18 protein-coding genes, 1 pseudogene and 1 riboswitch are annotated in these 16,924 nt (G+C 36.5%); of the genes and pseudogenes, 11 read left to right on the top strand and 8 right to left on the bottom strand.

The genetic code is table 11. From position 1 onward, the window contains the following. Positions 1-50 precede the first annotated feature (50 nt). The 5 genes and pseudogenes from MHH81_RS20140 to MHH81_RS20160 all read left to right on the top strand — a co-directional run bounded on the left by MHH81_RS20140 (position 51) and on the right by MHH81_RS20160 (position 4,579). Complete coding sequence (locus tag MHH81_RS20140; protein WP_340924909.1) at positions 51-1,265, top strand: 2,3-diketo-5-methylthiopentyl-1-phosphate enolase; 1,215 nt, start codon at positions 51-53, stop codon at positions 1,263-1,265. A gap of 5 nt (positions 1,266-1,270) precedes the next feature. Then, positions 1,271-1,936: a 2-hydroxy-3-keto-5-methylthiopentenyl-1-phosphate phosphatase gene (locus MHH81_RS20145; RefSeq protein WP_340924913.1), complete on the top strand. Its 666-nt coding sequence runs from the start codon at positions 1,271-1,273 to the stop codon at positions 1,934-1,936. Further along, positions 1,933-2,550, top strand: coding sequence for a methylthioribulose 1-phosphate dehydratase (locus MHH81_RS20150; RefSeq protein WP_340924916.1), 618 nt, complete (start codon positions 1,933-1,935; stop codon positions 2,548-2,550). Before MHH81_RS20145 ends, MHH81_RS20150 begins: the two co-directional genes overlap by 4 nt. A gap of 15 nt (positions 2,551-2,565) precedes the next feature. After that, positions 2,566-3,099, top strand: coding sequence for a 1,2-dihydroxy-3-keto-5-methylthiopentene dioxygenase (locus tag MHH81_RS20155; protein WP_340924919.1), 534 nt, complete (start codon positions 2,566-2,568; stop codon positions 3,097-3,099). Positions 3,100-3,222: 123 nt separating this feature from the next. Then, a pseudogene (locus tag MHH81_RS20160) lies at positions 3,223-4,579 on the top strand (IS3 family transposase). Positions 4,580-4,865: 286 nt separating this feature from the next. Here MHH81_RS20160 and MHH81_RS20165 read toward each other — a convergent pair. Next, entirely contained in the window at positions 4,866-5,042 is a 177-nt protein-coding gene (locus MHH81_RS20165) for a hypothetical protein (RefSeq protein ID WP_445678148.1), read from the bottom strand. A 230-nt stretch (positions 5,043-5,272) separates the two neighbouring features. Between MHH81_RS20165 and tatC the strand changes: the two genes are divergently transcribed. The 3 genes from tatC to MHH81_RS20180 all read left to right on the top strand — a co-directional run bounded on the left by tatC (position 5,273) and on the right by MHH81_RS20180 (position 7,038). Beyond that, a complete protein-coding gene (gene tatC, locus MHH81_RS20170) occupies positions 5,273-6,028 on the top strand; it encodes a twin-arginine translocase subunit TatC (RefSeq protein ID WP_340924923.1) in 756 nt (251 codons plus the stop codon). A gap of 97 nt (positions 6,029-6,125) precedes the next feature. Continuing rightward, a complete protein-coding gene (gene tatA / locus MHH81_RS20175; RefSeq protein WP_340924926.1) occupies positions 6,126-6,329 on the top strand; it encodes a twin-arginine translocase TatA/TatE family subunit in 204 nt (67 codons plus the stop codon). Between the two features lie 154 nt (positions 6,330-6,483). Further along, entirely contained in the window at positions 6,484-7,038 is a 555-nt protein-coding gene (locus MHH81_RS20180; protein WP_340924929.1) for an NADPH-dependent FMN reductase, read from the top strand. Between the two features lie 558 nt (positions 7,039-7,596). Here the strand turns inward: MHH81_RS20180 and MHH81_RS20185 are convergent. Then, entirely contained in the window at positions 7,597-8,763 is a 1,167-nt protein-coding gene (locus MHH81_RS20185) for a TraB/GumN family protein (protein ID WP_340924932.1), read from the bottom strand. A 207-nt stretch (positions 8,764-8,970) separates the two neighbouring features. Here MHH81_RS20185 and MHH81_RS20190 point away from each other — a divergent pair, with 207 nt between their 5' ends. Then, positions 8,971-9,195: a hypothetical protein gene (locus MHH81_RS20190; protein ID WP_340924935.1), complete on the top strand. Its 225-nt coding sequence runs from the start codon at positions 8,971-8,973 to the stop codon at positions 9,193-9,195. A gap of 3 nt (positions 9,196-9,198) precedes the next feature. Beyond that, the gene (locus MHH81_RS20195; protein ID WP_340924938.1) at positions 9,199-9,537 is read left to right on the top strand and encodes a heme oxygenase; all 339 of its coding nucleotides are present in this window, start codon (positions 9,199-9,201) and stop codon (positions 9,535-9,537) included. 50 nt (positions 9,538-9,587) lie between these two features. On the opposite strand, the gene MHH81_RS20200 is transcribed toward MHH81_RS20195, so the two are convergent. The 4 genes from MHH81_RS20200 to MHH81_RS20215 form a co-directional block, all read right to left on the bottom strand. Further along, positions 9,588-10,304, bottom strand: a complete 717-nt coding sequence (locus MHH81_RS20200; protein WP_340924941.1) for a GNAT family N-acetyltransferase — start codon at positions 10,302-10,304, stop codon at positions 9,588-9,590. A gap of 64 nt (positions 10,305-10,368) precedes the next feature. Continuing rightward, entirely contained in the window at positions 10,369-11,103 is a 735-nt protein-coding gene (locus tag MHH81_RS20205) for an amino acid ABC transporter ATP-binding protein (protein ID WP_340924944.1), read from the bottom strand. A 19-nt stretch (positions 11,104-11,122) separates the two neighbouring features. Further along, positions 11,123-11,878: an amino acid ABC transporter permease gene (locus tag MHH81_RS20210; protein ID WP_340924948.1), complete on the bottom strand. Its 756-nt coding sequence runs from the start codon at positions 11,876-11,878 to the stop codon at positions 11,123-11,125. 66 nt (positions 11,879-11,944) lie between these two features. Continuing rightward, complete coding sequence (locus MHH81_RS20215) at positions 11,945-12,790, bottom strand: transporter substrate-binding domain-containing protein (protein WP_340924951.1); 846 nt, start codon at positions 12,788-12,790, stop codon at positions 11,945-11,947. Positions 12,791-12,919: 129 nt separating this feature from the next. Then, a riboswitch (Lysine riboswitch) is annotated at positions 12,920-13,102 on the bottom strand. Positions 13,103-13,360: 258 nt separating this feature from the next. On the opposite strand from MHH81_RS20215, the gene MHH81_RS20220 reads away from it, so the two are divergent. Next, positions 13,361-14,551 carry an SLC45 family MFS transporter gene (locus MHH81_RS20220; protein ID WP_340924953.1) on the top strand — a complete coding sequence of 397 codons (1,191 nt, stop codon included), beginning with the start codon at positions 13,361-13,363 and terminating at the stop codon, positions 14,549-14,551. Positions 14,552-14,612: 61 nt separating this feature from the next. On the opposite strand, the gene MHH81_RS20225 is transcribed toward MHH81_RS20220, so the two are convergent. Both MHH81_RS20225 and MHH81_RS20230 read right to left on the bottom strand, forming a co-directional pair. Continuing rightward, entirely contained in the window at positions 14,613-15,887 is a 1,275-nt protein-coding gene (locus MHH81_RS20225; protein ID WP_340924955.1) for a cation:dicarboxylate symporter family transporter, read from the bottom strand. A gap of 137 nt (positions 15,888-16,024) precedes the next feature. Next, the gene (locus MHH81_RS20230) at positions 16,025-16,915 is read right to left on the bottom strand and encodes a response regulator (RefSeq protein WP_340925364.1); all 891 of its coding nucleotides are present in this window, start codon (positions 16,913-16,915) and stop codon (positions 16,025-16,027) included. Positions 16,916-16,924 lie beyond the last annotated feature (9 nt).

Raw genomic sequence — 16,924 nt, forward strand, 5'->3', positions numbered from 1 at the left:
CCCTTGAGCCAAAGTGAAGTTGATTTTATCTTAAAGGATTGTGATGAATAATGAGTAGTGTAACCTCTCTTTATCAGGTGTACGGTAAGCCCGGATCTTTTGAAAAAAAAGCAGAGGGTATCGCACTTGGTTTAACAGTTGGATCCTGGACGGACTTACCATTACTTGAACAGGAACAATTAAAACAGCATAAAGGAAATGTTGTTTCGATTACAGAATTTGAGCATATTCACCATCCGCTCAAACCAGACCAAATCAAAGCGGAAATAAAAATAGAATATCCTAGTGCTAATTTCTCGGCAGATTTACCAGCCATTTTAACAACTGTTTTTGGCAAACTATCGCTCGATGGTGAAGTGAAGCTTTTAGATTTAGAATTTTCTCCAGAGCTTTTGACTAACTTTCCAGGACCAAGATTCGGTATTGATAGTATCCGTGAGCTACTAGGGGTGTATGGCCGCCCCCTCATCATGAGTATATTCAAGGGAGTAATTGGTCGAGATATTAATTACTTAGCAGATCAACTTCGACACCAAGCGCTCGGAGGAGTTGATCTCGTAAAAGATGATGAAATTCTTTTTGACAATCCGCTTACTCCTTTTGAGAAACGTGTCACAACTGCTCAAGAAGTATTGCATCAAGTGTATGAAGAAACCGGACACCGAACGCTCTATGCCGTTAACTTATCTGGACGAACATCCGGATTAAAAGCAAAAGCACAAAAAGCAAAAGAACTTGGAGCAGATGCTCTTTTATTTAACGTCCATGCATATGGCCTTGATGTACTTCAAGAACTAGTGGAAGACCCGAATATCCAATTACCGTTTATGGCGCATCCCGCTTATAGCGGTGCATTCACATCTTCCCCATTTTACGGGGTTGCGACTCCACTACTACTTGGAAAATTAACACGTTATGCAGGAGCAGATTTTTCATTATTCCCTTCACCTTATGGTAGCGTTGCACTAGAAAAAACAGCTGCACTCTCGCTTGGTGAAGAATTGACCAAAGTAAGTACAGTAAAACGAAGCTTTCCAGTACCTTCTGCAGGTATTCACCCCGGCTTAGTTCCGCTATTAATCGAGGACTATGGAATCGATAGCATTATTAATGCTGGTGGAGGCGTCCATGGTCATCCTGCAGGTGCTACTGGAGGAGGACTCGCTTTTAGGCAAGCTGTATCGGCTGTACTTGACGGAATTCCTCTTTCAGAAGCTGCAAAACAATATAGTGAATTAAAAAAAGCAATTGAACTGTGGGGGTAAGCATTATGAGCAAGCTAGTCATCTTTTGTGATTTTGATGGCACTATTACAATTCAAGACAATATTATCTCTATCATGAAAAAATTCGCTCCTCCCGAATACTTGCCGATCAAAGAGAATATTTTAGGACAAAAGCAATCTATCCGTGAAGGTGTAGCAGAAATGTTTGCTCTGTTACCCGCTTCTTTAAAGGATCAAATCGTTTCCTATTTGTTAGAGCAAGCACAAATTCGAGAAGGATTTGCTGAATTTGTTTCATATACGAGAAAACACAACCTACCACTCTATATCGTTAGTGGTGGTATTGATTTCTTTGTAGAACCGATGCTTAAAGAGTTCGGTCCATTTTCGGATGTTTATTGTAATGCATCCAATTTTTCAGGAGAGACAATACAAATCGAGTTCCCACATGGATGTGATGAACAATGTACCAGCCAAGGCTGCGGGTGCTGTAAGCCCTCCATCATTCGCCAACTCCAAGATAATAATGCGCTAAGTGTTGTAATTGGAGACTCGATAACAGATTTAGAAGCTGCCAAAATGGCAGATCTCGTTATAGCAAGAGATTTTCTCATTACAAAGTGTGAGGAATTGAACATCCCTTATGAACCTTTCGAAAATTTCCGAGATGTCATGAATATTATTGACGCAAAGTTAGGTGTAGAAATATGACCGCACTCCAAAGTAAATGGGAAGAGTTAGCAGACATAAAAGATGAAATAGCTGATCGGGACTGGTTTATGGGGACTAGTGGAAATTTGGCTATAAAAGTGCACGATAATCCAATAGAATTTCTAGTTACAGCTAGCGGTAAAGATAAGAAGAAGAGAACGCCAGAAGACTTTTTACTCGTAAACGCAAGTGGAAATCCCGTTGAAAAAACGGATTTAAAGCCATCAGCAGAAACATTATTGCACTGTGCCATCTATTCTAAGACATCCGCTAGATGTAGCCTCCATGTCCATACAGTTGCAAATAACGTCATCTCTGAATTATACGGTGATAACGGGAAAATCGACTTTCAAGGTCAAGAACTCATTAAAGCTTTTGGACTGTGGGAGGAAGATGATGTACTCTCCATTCCTATCATTCCAAACCATGCGCACATTCCTAGTCTTGCCGAAGAATTTAAGTCTCATATACTCGCTGAGAAAGGTGCCGTATTAATTCGTAACCACGGTATTACTGTTTGGGGTAGTGATGGATTCGAAGCCAAAAAGCTACTAGAAGCTTGTGAGTTTTTATTTCAGTATCAATTGGCATTACATCAACTAAAATCAAAATAAGAGAGGAAAATTTAAATGGCTATCATTAAAATTCAAGGAACGAACGAAACAATTGAAGCACAAAACGAGGTTGCAGCATTTTTAGAGAAACAAGAAGTTATTTATGAGCATTGGGATATCGAAAAATTACCAGGACATCTTCGCGAAAAATTCGACCTTAGCGATGCAGAAAAAGAAGAAATTCTAAATGCTTTCAAAACAGAAATTGATGACATTTCAGAGCGTCGTGGCTATGAAGCAGCAGATTTAATTTCTTTATCTGATTCTAACCCTAACTTAGATGAATTATTGAAAAACTTCGAGCGCAAACATCTTCATACAGATGATGAAGTTCGATATATCGTTAGTGGCCATGGAGTCTTTATTATCCAAGGAAAAGACGAAAATTTCTTTGAAGTGCATTTATCTCCAGGAGACTTAATATCAGTACCAGAAAACATTACGCATTACTTCACGCTTGCGGAAGATCGTAAAGTTGTTGCAGTTCGAATCTTTGTAACTACTGAAGGTTGGGTACCAGTTTATCAAGATGAAGTTGCTCAAAGCTAAATCTATAAAAAACAAAAACGGGGCTGTCCAATAAGCCCATAAATTGAAGCAGGTGTAGAAAAACTAGTCTTTGAACTGCCCCGTAAAAGTTAGACACCAATCTAACTTTTACGGGGGTTTTTTATGGCAAAAGTAAGGGCTGAACAACGTATTCAAGCAGTTCAACGATACTTAAATGGAATGAATCTATGATTGAAATCGCAAAAGATATCGGAGTGACAGACCGGGTTGTAAATGAATGGGTTCGCCGTTATCAAAAAAATGGTGTAGAGACTTTCTTAAAGTCCTATACAAAATATTCAGCTGACTATAAAATGAATGTACTTAATTATATGAACGAGACAGGTACATCTTCGATTAATACAGCTGCATTATTTAATATTTCATCTCCTGGCATGATTCGGAATTGGAAAATGAAGTTTGAGGTTGGTGGTTATGATGCCCTTGTTTCTAAGAAAAAGGGGCGTCCATCCATGAAAAAAGAAACAAAAAGAACAACGAAACCAACACCAATTGAAGGATCTGTTGAGGCATTAGAGGCACGTATTAAACAATTAGAAATGGAGAATGCGTACTTAAAAAAGTTGAATACTTTAGTTCAAATGCAAGAAAAATTACCAATCAAATCAAAGCGCAAGTAATTTATGAACTAAAGGAAATCTATGAAGTAGTGGAATTAATCAAAGTCGCTGATATTCCACGTAGTACGTATTATTACTGGGAAAAGCGTTTGAATCGTACTGATAAATACGCTGAAGTGAAAGTCGCAATTCAGTCCATTTATCTTGAACATAAGGGACGTTATGGTTATCGTAGGATTGCCAAAGAACTGAAAAAATACGGCTTTCATTATGATCCTAAAACGATTAATTATTTGATGAATGCCATTGGCATAAAATGTGAAGTCCGCATGAAGAAATACCGTTCGTATAAAGGAAACGTCGGAAAAATTGCCCCAAACATATTACAACGCGATTTTACAGCGAAAAAAATGAACGAGAAATGGGTAACAGACGTGACAGAGTTCCATCTATTTGGTGAGAAACGCTATTTATCACCCGTCCTTGATTTATGCAATGGCGAAATCATTGCATACACAGTAATGAGTCGTCCAGTGTACAAACTAGTCCATGATATGCTAGAACAAGCATTGGAGCGCCTTCAATCAAGTGATCAAGTCATTCTTCATTCGGATCAAGGTTGGCACTATCAAATGAAAAAGTATCGACAAACATTAAAACAACATGGGATAATGCAGAGTATGTCCCGTAAGGGCAATTGTTTGGACAACGCAGTCATTGAAAATTTCTTTGGCTTATTAAAATCTGAACTCCTGTATCTACAAGAGTTTGAATCCATGGCACATTTTGAACAGGAACTCAAAGACTATATTCACTATTACAATCACAAACGAATGAAGGAAAAATTAAAAGACCTAAGCCCGGTGGAGTACCGAACTAAGGTCTTAGAAGTTGCTTAACTATATATGTCTAACTTTTTTGGGTCAGATCACTTTTTCTACACCTGTTTTTTGTAGGCAATTGATTGTAGTGGAAGACGGCGACTCCAGCGGGAATAGCAAATGTTTTCTGCACCGAAAGCGAAGCGGCAGGTGCATGAGCTGAAGGCCCCGCAGGAGCGAAAGCGACGAGGAGACTGAAGCCATGCCCGCGGAAAGCGTCCGTCTGGAACGGAAATCAATACATTGGAAAAGGGACCATCTCTCAGTCTTTATATGAATTTAGGGACAGCCCCTTTTTATTAAATTATTTAACAAGTAATCCACCTTGTTTTAAATAAGCTTGAATACCCTCTGCTGCACGGTAAGATAGCGCGCCGAGTGTACCAGTAGGATTGTAGCAACTATTATGTGGAAATGCAGATGCACCGACAACAAAAACGTTTTCAGCTTCCCACATTTTAAATACATTTATTAGATTCAAATTGATTATATACTATAGTTTAAATAAGTAAATATAAACTACTTTTATTTACAAATTCATTGGAAAGAGTATAATGTGTAGGTAATACAATACAACATTTCTGTTCACATCCTATGTCTCATAAGATAGGATGTATGGGATTACAAAAACAATACAAGAAAGACATATTTATTTTCTTTATAAAAATAAACAAGCTTCACTTTTTTTGATTAGATGGGGTGGTAAACAAAATGGCACAAGAACCGGAATTGACGCTCGTCGAACATTTAACCGAGCTTCGAAAAAGGCTCATTATTGTAGCAACAACTTTTATCCTATCCCTTGCTTTAGGGTTTTGGATGGCTCCAAAAACATTAACCTTCTTAAAACAACAACCTACAGCTGCCCATGTCGAGTGGAATGTCTTTGGCTACACAGATGGACTAATGATTTATGTTAAATGTGCTTTAGTGTTAGCTATATTAATTACTTTACCAATTGCAATGTACCAATTATGGTTATTTGTGAAACCAGGTTTATTGGATAAAGAAGCAAAAGGAACGATTTATTTTATCCCTGTTTCTTTTCTACTATTTTTGGCTGGTATCAGTTTTAGCTACTTTATCTTATTTCCTTTAATGTTGAACTTTATGTCCAACATTAATGATTCTATTGGTGCTTTAGAAACTTACGGTATGCAACAATACTTTACGTTTATGTTTAATTTAATTATTCCTGTAGGTATCGTTTTCGAATTACCTGTTATTATTCTTTTTTTAACAAAACTAGGAATTGTCACACCGGATAGATTACGTAAGATGAGAAAGATTTCCTACTTTATACTAGTAATTGTTGGAGTTTCTATTACACCTCCAGACTTTATCTCAGACTTTATCATCGTAGTACCATTACTACTGTTGTTTGAAATAAGCATACTCGTTTCTAGCTGGTCTTATAAAAAACAGCAAGCAAAACAAGCACTTCAGCAAGAAAATTTAGAAGAATAAATTTTGCTTTTTATTCGTGTTATAATAAAATAGTAAACTACTCATGAACTTTCGCCACTTGACTTATATAGAAAACAACTTAGAGGAGGAACTTCCTATGCCAAACATCGGCGTACCAGGTTTAATCATTATCTTAATCATTGCTTTAATCGTTTTCGGACCATCTAAACTACCACAGTTAGGTAAAGCAGCTGGGCAAACACTAAAAGAATTCAGAAATTCTACGAAAGAAATCGTAGATGAAGTAGCAGATGAATTTAAATTAGATGATAAAGAAGCGGATTCTAAAAAGAAAATATAATATCTTAAACCAGCTATTTTAAACAATAGCTGGTTTTTTTGTTTCTAAAACATGTTTGTTGACTAGAGAGTACTTATTGCTTTATACTTACTTTGAATTCAAGATTCTTTGCATAAAAGTAATTTTGAAAATAAGATTTTAGGGGGAAAATAATATGTTAAATATCGCTATAGTTCAAGGTAGTGTACGTCAAGGTCGTAACGGAGATGCAGTAGCAAAATGGATGTACGACTTTGCTACAAAACGTAATGACGCTAATTATGAAGTAGTAGATCTTGCTGAATTTAAATTACCATTCTTAGGTGAAGAGCTTGCTTCAGCAGAACAAGAAATTGCAAATGCTGCAATTAAAGCTTGGTCAGATAAAATGGCTTCTTTTGATGGCTTTATTTTCGTAACTCCAGAATACAACCATGCAATTGGTGGTGCTCTTAAAAATGCACTTGATTTCTTAAACCCAGAATTGAACAACAAAGCTGCTGGCTTCGTTGGATACGGTAGCTTAGGTGGAACTCGTGCACACGAAAACTTACGTCTAATCTTAGGTGAACTTCAAGTTGCGGATGTACGTACTGCTGTTACATTCTCCCTAATGTCTGATTTTGAAAACATGAGCGTATTTAAACCAGCTGATTATCATGCAGGTAACGCTAATGCTATGCTTGATCAAGTTATTGCTTGGAGCGGCGCTTTAAAAACAATTCGCTAATTATGTATAGGGGCTGTCAATAAGCCCATAAATTGAAGCAGGTGTAGAAAAACGAGTTTTTTCTACACCTGTTTTTTGTATACCGTTCATTAAACTACTATTTTTTGTAGGCAATTAATTGTAGTGGAGGACGGCGACTCCAGCGGGAATAGCAAATGTTTTCTGCACCGAAAGCGAAGCTGCAGGTGCATGAGCTGAAGGCCCCGCAGGATCGAACAAAGGAACGAAGGCTAAGAACGCCACCTCATGTGGCAACGCCTTCGTGACCAACATCGTGTTGGCCTGAGGTGACTGAAGCCATGCCCGCGGAAAGCGTCCGTCTGGAACGGTAATCAATACATTGGAAAAGGGACCATCTCTCAGTCACTATATGACTTTAGGGACAGACCCTTTTTCTTAATGGAGCTGCATATCTAACCGCAGCCATTTTGCATAATTGATTGATAATAACAAACTAGCTGCTCCTTATTAATTAACTTCGCCGATCCACTGTATCTCTAAAATTTCAATTGCTTCTATCTAAAAAATCCCCCCTTCCATTGGAAGGGGGGACCATATTTAAAAGTTCTTTAAGAATACTCGAATAACATCTGCCCCACCTATAAAAGTACCTAGGGATCCAAATAAGTTGGTTAAAACTACTACTAGTAATACACGAGTCACTTTGTTTTTCCAAAAACCTTTAATAGTGAATACGTCTTCTGACAACGTTTCAAAATCTGCTATCGTTGGTCGTTTCATAAAGGCCTGTACTAGCCCTGATACCCAACCAGACGCCAAAATAGGATGTAAAGCCGTAATTGGTGCTGCGATGAAGGCTGACAAGATAGCTAGTGGATGACCTAATGCAACTGCTGCTCCAATCGCTGCCATCGTACCAGTCCATAAAATCCAACTAATTGCTTGGTCCAATCCTGCAGAGGGATTAGCGGAAAATGTAAATATCATTAATACAACAATTAACACAGGAAGAGACCAGCCAATTATTTTCGGCACAATCGACTTTGGGGGTACAGCAGAAAGTTTTTCTAAATCTTGCTCTTTATGAATTTCTACTGTAATGCCTGGAACATGGGCTGCACCTAATACTGCCACTACCTTTTCTCCTGGTGCGTCTTTAATTTTTTGAGCCAAGTATTGATCGCGCTCATCAATTAAAGGTGTTTTTAGCTTTGGAAAGGATGCCGTAAATTCGGCAAGTACAGCATTCAATGTATCTTGTGTCTTCATCTTCTCTAGTTCTTCTTCCGAAATAGTATCTTTGCTGAAAATACTAAAGAAAACTGAAGTAAGTAATTGTGATTTACCTATCCAACCAAGATTATGCCAAATACGAGAGAACGTTACTTGGATATTTCGATCCGCTAGGACTATTTCTGCTCCAACCTCTTTCGCACTTGCAATCCCTTGAATCATTTCCTGTCCTGGCTTAATATCAAACTGTTTTGCCATTCGATTTTGGAACGAAGATATAGCTAAATTCATCAACAATAGGGTGGCTTTCTTTTCTTTAATTACTTTAAAGATGTCCGTCTCTTTCCACTTATTGTTATCCATTATAGACTGATATCTTTGTTCATCTAATTCTATACAAACCGAATCTGGATTTTCTCTTTCAATTACTTCTTTTACTTGGTCTGCACTTTGTCTGGAAACGTGAGCCGTTCCAATTAAAATAATTTCCTTGCCATCTAAATATATGCGAGTAATATTTTCTTCCGACATAAACTACTTCCTTCATAGAATGTATTTCTTTTACGTAATCCTATATTCATTGATTACTAAAAGACTGTCTATTGTTAATAATGAAGTACTTGACGATAAAATTCAATTAAGTTCTATTAAAAAACAACCAAAAATAGTGAAATTAAATAATTTCTTAGAAAACTAGAAATAGGTATATTTTTTCCTTCAGTAGAACTCTGTGACTTCGTGATCAATTATCAGAGAGGAGCGTCAACGTACCGCAATCGTACTTCAATTATTTTAGCAGATGAACCAACTGCAAGCATTGATAAAAATGGGGTACAACTTATTTCTAAAGAAGTGAAGAACAGGAACATAACTACCATTATAGTGACTTATGGTGAATGGAAGATATACCAAATGGAAGATGGTATACTAACATTAACAAATAAATCTTACAGAGGAGAATGACCAATGATTATTGTAACGAATCGCATTAAAACTAAATCAGGTTTTGCGGAAAGAATGGCACCAGCCTTTGCAAAGCCAAGTCCTCTTCAAGAAATGGAAGGGTTTATTAAGGTAGAAGTAGCAATTACAGTAGGTCTTACGGAATATGATGAAATGAATGTGAACATGTATTGGGATAATGAAAAAAACTTCCAAGCGTGGAAAGACAGCGACATTTTTAAACAAGCTCATAAACGCCCAGAACCAGGTTCTGCTGAAGCTGCAGAGGAGTCTCCAATCTTAGGAAGCCAATTAATTATTTCCAAAGTCGCTGCTTCCGTAGAAGCGATCCCAGCTAAATAATTTAAATACACAAAAGTGGATGACTCGTTTTCTGAGCCACCCACTTTTTTTTATTGTTTTCGATTTATACGATAAATTCCTTTTTTATCTCGCAACGTACATCCATTCGTTTCAAAAATACGAATCATATGTTGGTTATTTTCATCGGTACTTCCCACATAAGATTTTGCTCCAAAACGCTTCATTATTTCTAATGAAAGTAAATGAAACACTGTTCCGTAACCCTTTCCTCGCTGTTCTGGAACTACACCAAAATAAAAGAGTCTTCCTTCATCTCTTGTTCCCTCTTCTATATGGGGAATACTAATACCTAGAGCTTGTTTACCATTCGAAAATATATAACAATGCTCACGCCATTTAGAACCAAGTTCATTTACAAAGGACTCCATAATTTGGTCAATAGAAAATAGTTTATTTTTGTTGGCGGAACCACTTCTACAAGATTCATATAACTCCGCGAAGGCTGAATCACTTAAATGGCTTTCTGAGAGTGTATCTACCTTAATTTCCATGGTAGGGTTAAATGTCTCCTCTAAATTTCTTGTATACTCTACAATAGAAGAAACTTTATTAAACCCACGTTTTAAGAGCCAGTCTTCGTTTTCTTCGTCCATTAGTAAGGACAAGTACCCTACCTTTTCTGCATTCCATTCATCTAAAAGAGTTGTAAAAGCAATTAAGTAATCTTCGTTGTTCTTCTTGACACCTTTTACTTGATCAACAAGCCAGTACTCTCGGTCTTTTTTTATCAGACTAAAAAGATTCACCTGTGTATCTCCTCATTTCCTGCATACAATGCGTGAGATAATACGACCATCAAAATATTTTACGTTATCTTAACGTGCGTTTTAAAAATTCTCTCGTTCGTTCTTGCGTCGGATTATTGAAGATTTGGTTTGGAGGCCCTTCTTCTGCAATTACGCCTTTATCCATAAATACCACACGATCTGAAACCTCTTTCGCAAACTCCATTTCATGTGTGACGATTAACATTGTAAGTCCTGATGCTGCTAGTTCTTTCATCACTTTTAGAACTTCTCCTACCATCTCTGGATCAAGGGCGGAAGTTGGTTCATCAAACAACATGACATCTGGTTCCATCGAGAGTGCTCGAGCAATCGCTACACGCTGCTTCTGACCACCAGATAATTGAGTTGGTCTCGCGTTCACGTATTGATCCATTCCAACAACTTTTAAATACTTTAACGCTATTTTTTCCGCTTCTTCTTTGGAACGTTTCAATACTTTGACTTGTCCCACGACACAATTACTTAGGACATTGTGATTATTAAACAAGTTAAATTGCTGAAAAACCATCCCTAGCTTAGTTCGATAAGCATGAATATCGTGCATGTTTTCTAGAATATTTTCTCCATTATAAATGATTTGACCACCACTTGGTTTTTCTAAAAGATTAACGCAACGAAGAAGAGTGGATTTACCAGATCCAGAGGAACCAATGATGCAAACAACTTCTCCTTTATTCACAGAGAAATCAATGTCTTTTAGCACTTCATGATTACCAAAGGATTTGCTTAAATGTTGTATATCGATTACTTTTTCCATTTGTTTTCCTCCTTCGCTATTAAATTCCCTCATTTTTTGGGGGAAGAGTTATTTGTGTAGGTTGACCAATCATACTGTAGTTAGTCGGACCTTCTAATTTTCTTTCAAAATATCGTAAAATTAATGTTACCGAAAAAGTCATGATGAAGTACAACATACATGCAACAAAAAATGGTTCAAAATACGTAAAGTTTATTCCTGCAATTGTTTTTGTTTGGAAATATAACTCCGTTACACCAATTACATTCAGTACGGACGTATCCTTAATATTAATAATAAATTGATTGCCGGTCGCTGGTAAAATATTTCGAATAACTTGTGGTAATACAACTTGTAGCATAGTTTGTAGATGATTCATACCAATTGCTTGAGCTGCTTCAAATTGCCCTTTTTCAATGGAAATTACACCACCACGAACGATTTCCGCCATGTAGGCACCTGTATTAATAGATACGATAACGATTGCTGCAACGGTTCGATCCATATCTATACCAAATGCTAAAGCAGACCCATAAAAAATGACCATCGCTTGCACGATCATTGGCGTTCCACGGAAAAACTCTATATATATGGAAAGAATTAAATTAACTATTTTCAAAAGAATTCGTTTTGCTTTTCTTTCAGGCACTGGTATTGTACGTATAACGCCTGCTAATAAACCGATAACAGCTCCTATTATCGTACCAATTATGGAGATTAAAAGTGTCATACCTGCTCCACGAAGGAACATTGGCCAGTTATTTACTATTATTGATAAAATCCACTCTAAGCTCATACTTTTCCTCCTTAAACATTAAAACCGACTGCAAATAGATGCAGCCGGTGTCGTGTCACTTCATCTTTATTCTGCCGCTGGTTGATTTTGAATAGCAGCATCCATAATCTCTTGTCTATCTTCCTCAGAGATTTTTGCTAAAATTTCATTTATTTTTTCAGTTAAATCGCTATTTTTCTTAAGTCCTACTGCAACCGCTGTTTCTTCCTCTGGTGCAACAAATCCGTCTGTAAATTCAACCATTGCAAACTTATCATTGGCTGAAGAAGCACTAATTCCTTCTGGGCGTTCGGATACGTATCCATCAATCACACCTGATTCTAGAGCAACTCGCATTGCAGGGAAATTATCCGATGCAGGTTGTTTCTTTACGCCTTCAATTTGATCAATCACACCATAATGAGATGTATTTAATTGTCCAGTTACCTTTGCACCACTAAAATCTTGGATAGAAGTAGCTCCTTCAAAAGGTCCACCTTTTTTTACTACCATTACAAAGTTAGATGTGTAGTAGTTCTCAGAGAAGTCGATTGTCTTTTTACGTTCTTCTGTCGGTGACATCCCAGCAATAATTGCATCAATCTTTCCAGAAGTTAATGATGGTACTAATCCGTCCCATTCTGTTTTTACAATTACTAATTCTTTTCCTAATCCATCTGCAATTCTTTTTGCAATCTCTACATCATATCCACCTGCATATTCTGAGTTACCATCAATTTTCACGCCCCCGTTAGAGTCGTTTAATTGCGTCCAGTTAAAAGGTGCATAGCCTGCTTCTAAACCTACTGTAAATGTATTGTCCTTATCTGTAGCTGATGAAGATCCACTGTTTTCCTTTTTGTCTGATCCACATGCTGCTAATACCAAAATTACGGTAAGAAATATTGATAATAATAATAGTTTGTTTTTCATTTCTATTACTCTCCTTTTATTTTCAGTCTATGCGTATGAAATCTAAAAAAGGACAACTTGTACAAAAAAAGACCTGAGATGAACTCAGGTCGCAATATGTATAGTTGCCCTAAATCCTCTACTTTTCCCAAATGAGATAGCACACCATTATAAACCGGGAAGATTATAACGGCAGTCCTGCAGTTCTTAACTACAGACCCAGCAAGTAATACGGAGAAATATTACAAACTTCGGCGACATTCCCTTCTCTTTAGCATCATAGCTTCTCAAACTCCACTAAAGACTGTTAAATATCGCGCCTCTACCTCACCTATACTAAGTGAGGTCATATTCAATTATTGTTCATAGTTTACAATATCAATTTCTTTCTGTCAATCTATCTAGATTAAACACTTCTCTGACCGAGTATGATAAAGGACTCAATCCCTCAGCAAATCCATATATATAAAAGTATACTTCATTTTTTAATGGATTAAGTTATTTCAAAGAATTCGGTTATGCCAGTGTATTATCGACTGATTAAATCCTGTTGATTTATTCATAAAAATTGTTATTCGAAGGAGAACTGCGTTGAAAAAAATCTGGTTTTTAGGTTTTGGTTTTTTTAGCATAAGTTTAGGATGGTCATTGTATAACGGCTTTGTTCCATTCTTTCTAGATAATTATATTACAAGTACTGCATTAATTGGTTTTCTGATGACAATTGATAATTACTTTGCCCTTTTTTTACAGCCATATATCGGAAACCGCAGTGATCGAACGAGTACACGTTTCGGTCGACGTATGCCCTATTTGCTTATTGGTCTCCCCATTACCGCTTTATTCTATGGTCTTATTCCTTTTCATACTAGTTTACTTACGTTAATCATTTTTATGGTTTGTATGAATTTATCTATGGCCATTTTCCGTTCCCCAACAATATCCTTAATGCCAGATATTACCCCTGAACCAGAACGTACAAAAGCAAATGGAGTTATTAATTTCATGGGTGGGTGCGGCGGCATATTAGCGTTTAGTGCTGGTTCATTCTTATTCAGTATGGAAGAATCGTTACCATTCTTAGTGGTTTCAATTATTTTCTTAGTAGCTTTAGTAGTTGTTTTTAAAAATATTAAGGAAAACCAAGATGCTATTCCTTTTCCCATCTCGACCACACCAAAAATCAACTATAAAGTAGAATTAAATACTCCTACCGTTTTCTTGTTAGCTGCAATCTTTTTTTGGTTTATGGCTATACAGGGAATGGAGGCTTTATTTACTTTATATGGAGTAAACGAGCTTGGATTATCCAAAGGTGCTTCTGCATTTTCATTAGCTTTTTTTTCATTAAGTTTTGTGCTTTCCGCCATACCAAGCGGGCTATTAGGTGCAAATTTTGGAAAGAAAAAAGTAATATTAATTGGGATCATCGGTTTATTCTTCGTTTTCTTTCTATTAAATTGGGTAGAATCTGTCTTTTCGTTACGCGCAATTCTATTAGCTGGTGGAATGTTTTGGGCTTGTATAAATATCAATTCCTATCCTTATATTATTTCTCTTGGGAGTGAACACAGTTTTGGAACACGAACTGGCCTATATTATTTAGTTTCTTCATTAGCGGCCATCATTTCCCCACCGGCTCTCGGGTTTTTAATTGATTTATTTGGCTTTGGAATATTATTTAATGCTACTGCAGGGAGTATGCTTTTTGCATTAGTCTGCATGCTGAAGGTCAAAACTACCTCCACTTCCACTGAATCTATTCTTCCACCCAATGTATAAATGACACAATAAAACCGGCCACCCAATGGATAGTAGCCGGTTTTTCATGTTTTATTTGGTTTTATGCTATTTCGTCTAAAGAAGCATAGTACGCTTCTTGTTTTTCTTTATCAAATCTACCTTCCCACTTAGCCATTACAACTGTAGCCAATGCATTACCTACTACATTTACTACGGTACGAGCCATATCAAGAAGTCTGTCAATACCAGCGATGAATGCAAGACCTTCAACTGGAATACCTACAGTTCCTAAAGTAGCTAATAGGACAACGAACGAAACTCCTGGTACACCAGCAATTCCCTTAGAAGTCACCATTAATACTACAACTAAAGTAATTTGCTCCATAATACTTAAATCAATCCCATACATCTGTGCAATAAAAATTGCCGCAATAGCCTGGTATAGTGTTGACCCATCCAGATTAAAAGAATAGCCAGTCGGGATAACAAAAGAAACAATGTCTTTTGGTGATCCAAATTTCTCCATCTTCTCCATTACTTTTGGCAATACAGTTTCTGAACTTGAAGTCGAATATGCTAATAGTAATTCATCTTTTAATACTTTAATAAGATGGAAAATATTAATGCCAACTAGTTTAGCAATTCCACCTAATACAACAATAATGAAAAATATCATTGCAAGGTAGACTAATGCCATTAACTTACCTAGAGGTACTAACGATTCTAGACCAAATTTTGACACGGTAACGCCAATCAAAGCAAATACACCGAATGGAGCAAATTTCATAATAAGATTTGTCACCCAAAACATCGCGTCTGCTGTACCTTGGAAGAAGGCAAGTACTGGTTTACCTTTTTCACCAATTGCAGCAATACCTAGCCCAAATAGTACAGAAAAGAAGATAATGGCTAGCATATTTCCTTCTGCCATTGCCTGGACAACATTACTTGGAACAGCATTTACAATTACATCTGCAAAACCATGGTTTTGTACTTCTTCAGACGTTTCTACATATTGATGAATATCCGTTTTAGAAAGGGTAGACATGTCTACACCTACCCCAGGTTGGAAGATATTCGCCGCTAGTAACCCGACAAGAATAGCAATAGTAGTAACAACTTCAAAGTATAAAAGAGTTTTTCCACCCAGTTTACCTAACTGCTTTATATCGCCAGTCCCTGCAACCCCTAAAATCAAAGTAGAAACTATAATTGGGACTACAATCATTTTGATCATATTTATAAAAATTGTACCTATCGGTTGTAAATAGGTTTCCACTGCAGGATTTCCGAAAAAGATTGCTCCCACAACAACTCCTAGTACTAACCCGACTAGAATTTGATAGGCCAATGAAAATTTAAATTTTTTCTTCATCAATAAGTCACCCCTTTTTAATATTGAAAACGCTTTCTAACATCCAGAAGAGCTTTTATAACATTTTAAAGGAGACTTACATAATCCGACAAAATCCGACATTTTATTAAATTAATCATTTTACAATTTGAAATTATTTAGTTTTGTTTATATTTTTCTAAAACCTCTAAATACAGTACTTGTAGAAATTTCTTATTGTTAATCTTTACATTTAAAAGCTTCTTTTGACCTGCTTGAATATGAAACATTTGAGTTCTTATTTCTTGAAAATCAAAATATCTTGGACCATAATGTTCAAACTCAGGGTTTGTGTAATCAATGGCACCTAAGGAAGCTATATTATTAACTGCTAGTGAGATCGTTCGACGTAATCGTTGCTCTATTGCTTTACTTTCTTTTTTTATATCTGCTTCACTGAAGGCATATTTTTTTGCAATTGCTCTGTATAAATCTTTTAATGGTGGCAATTGAGTATCATGTTCATCTTGATTGATCAGATATTGGATAATAGCAATAATATCATTACTACCCACTTCACCTATAATTCCCATATCACTTAATATGGGTTGAACAATCTCTTTTATGCTTTGTTTTCTAAAAGTTGTTTTAGCAGGATCAATCTTTGCTAAGGACTCTCTAATTGCTAATAAAGAATCCTTTAGTCGTATTTGTTCCGTTGTTTTTTTTAAAATACTTTGAACCTCAACCCGATTAATTGGCTTATGTATAAAAAATTCAATGCCTTTTTCATAAGCTTCCCCGACCATTTCTTTATTTACAATTTGTGATATCATAATAAATTTACCTTGATATCTTTGTTTAATTAACTCTTCTATCGTTTCCATACCATCTAGCTCCGGCATTAACAAATCTATTAAGACAACATCTGGGTCCATTGTAAGGATAGGCGTAATACTCTTTACTCCACTTTCTGCTTCCCCTATTACTAAACCGAGCTCTCCTTCTTCTATTATCCTTTTCAGCATCGTTCTGCTCGCTGTATCATCATCTACAATAAAGTAACGCAGTATTTTTCC

The sequence above is a fragment of the Psychrobacillus sp. FSL H8-0484 genome, from assembly GCF_038005325.1.
Lineage (GTDB): Bacteria > Bacillota > Bacilli > Bacillales_A > Planococcaceae > Psychrobacillus.

What these genes read in the sequence shown, in the direction of transcription:
- MHH81_RS20185 (WP_340924932.1), bottom strand. Translation starts at nt 8,763, where the DNA reads ATGTCGGAAGAAAATATTACTCGCATATATTTAGATGGCAAGGAAATT.
- MHH81_RS20140 (WP_340924909.1), top strand. Translation starts at nt 51, where the DNA reads ATGAGTAGTGTAACCTCTCTTTATCAGGTGTACGGTAAGCCCGGATCT.
- MHH81_RS20150 (WP_340924916.1), top strand. Translation starts at nt 1,933, where the DNA reads ATGACCGCACTCCAAAGTAAATGGGAAGAGTTAGCAGACATAAAAGAT.
- MHH81_RS20145 (WP_340924913.1), top strand. Translation starts at nt 1,271, where the DNA reads ATGAGCAAGCTAGTCATCTTTTGTGATTTTGATGGCACTATTACAATT.
- MHH81_RS20195 (WP_340924938.1), top strand. Translation starts at nt 9,199, where the DNA reads ATGATTATTGTAACGAATCGCATTAAAACTAAATCAGGTTTTGCGGAA.
- MHH81_RS20155 (WP_340924919.1), top strand. Translation starts at nt 2,566, where the DNA reads ATGGCTATCATTAAAATTCAAGGAACGAACGAAACAATTGAAGCACAA.
- MHH81_RS20205 (WP_340924944.1), bottom strand. Translation starts at nt 11,103, where the DNA reads ATGGAAAAAGTAATCGATATACAACATTTAAGCAAATCCTTTGGTAAT.
- MHH81_RS20225 (WP_340924955.1), bottom strand. Translation starts at nt 15,887, where the DNA reads ATGAAGAAAAAATTTAAATTTTCATTGGCCTATCAAATTCTAGTCGGG.
- MHH81_RS20210 (WP_340924948.1), bottom strand. Translation starts at nt 11,878, where the DNA reads ATGAGCTTAGAGTGGATTTTATCAATAATAGTAAATAACTGGCCAATG.
- tatC (WP_340924923.1), top strand. Translation starts at nt 5,273, where the DNA reads ATGGCACAAGAACCGGAATTGACGCTCGTCGAACATTTAACCGAGCTT.
- MHH81_RS20215 (WP_340924951.1), bottom strand. Translation starts at nt 12,790, where the DNA reads ATGAAAAACAAACTATTATTATTATCAATATTTCTTACCGTAATTTTG.
- MHH81_RS20180 (WP_340924929.1), top strand. Translation starts at nt 6,484, where the DNA reads ATGTTAAATATCGCTATAGTTCAAGGTAGTGTACGTCAAGGTCGTAAC.
- tatA (WP_340924926.1), top strand. Translation starts at nt 6,126, where the DNA reads ATGCCAAACATCGGCGTACCAGGTTTAATCATTATCTTAATCATTGCT.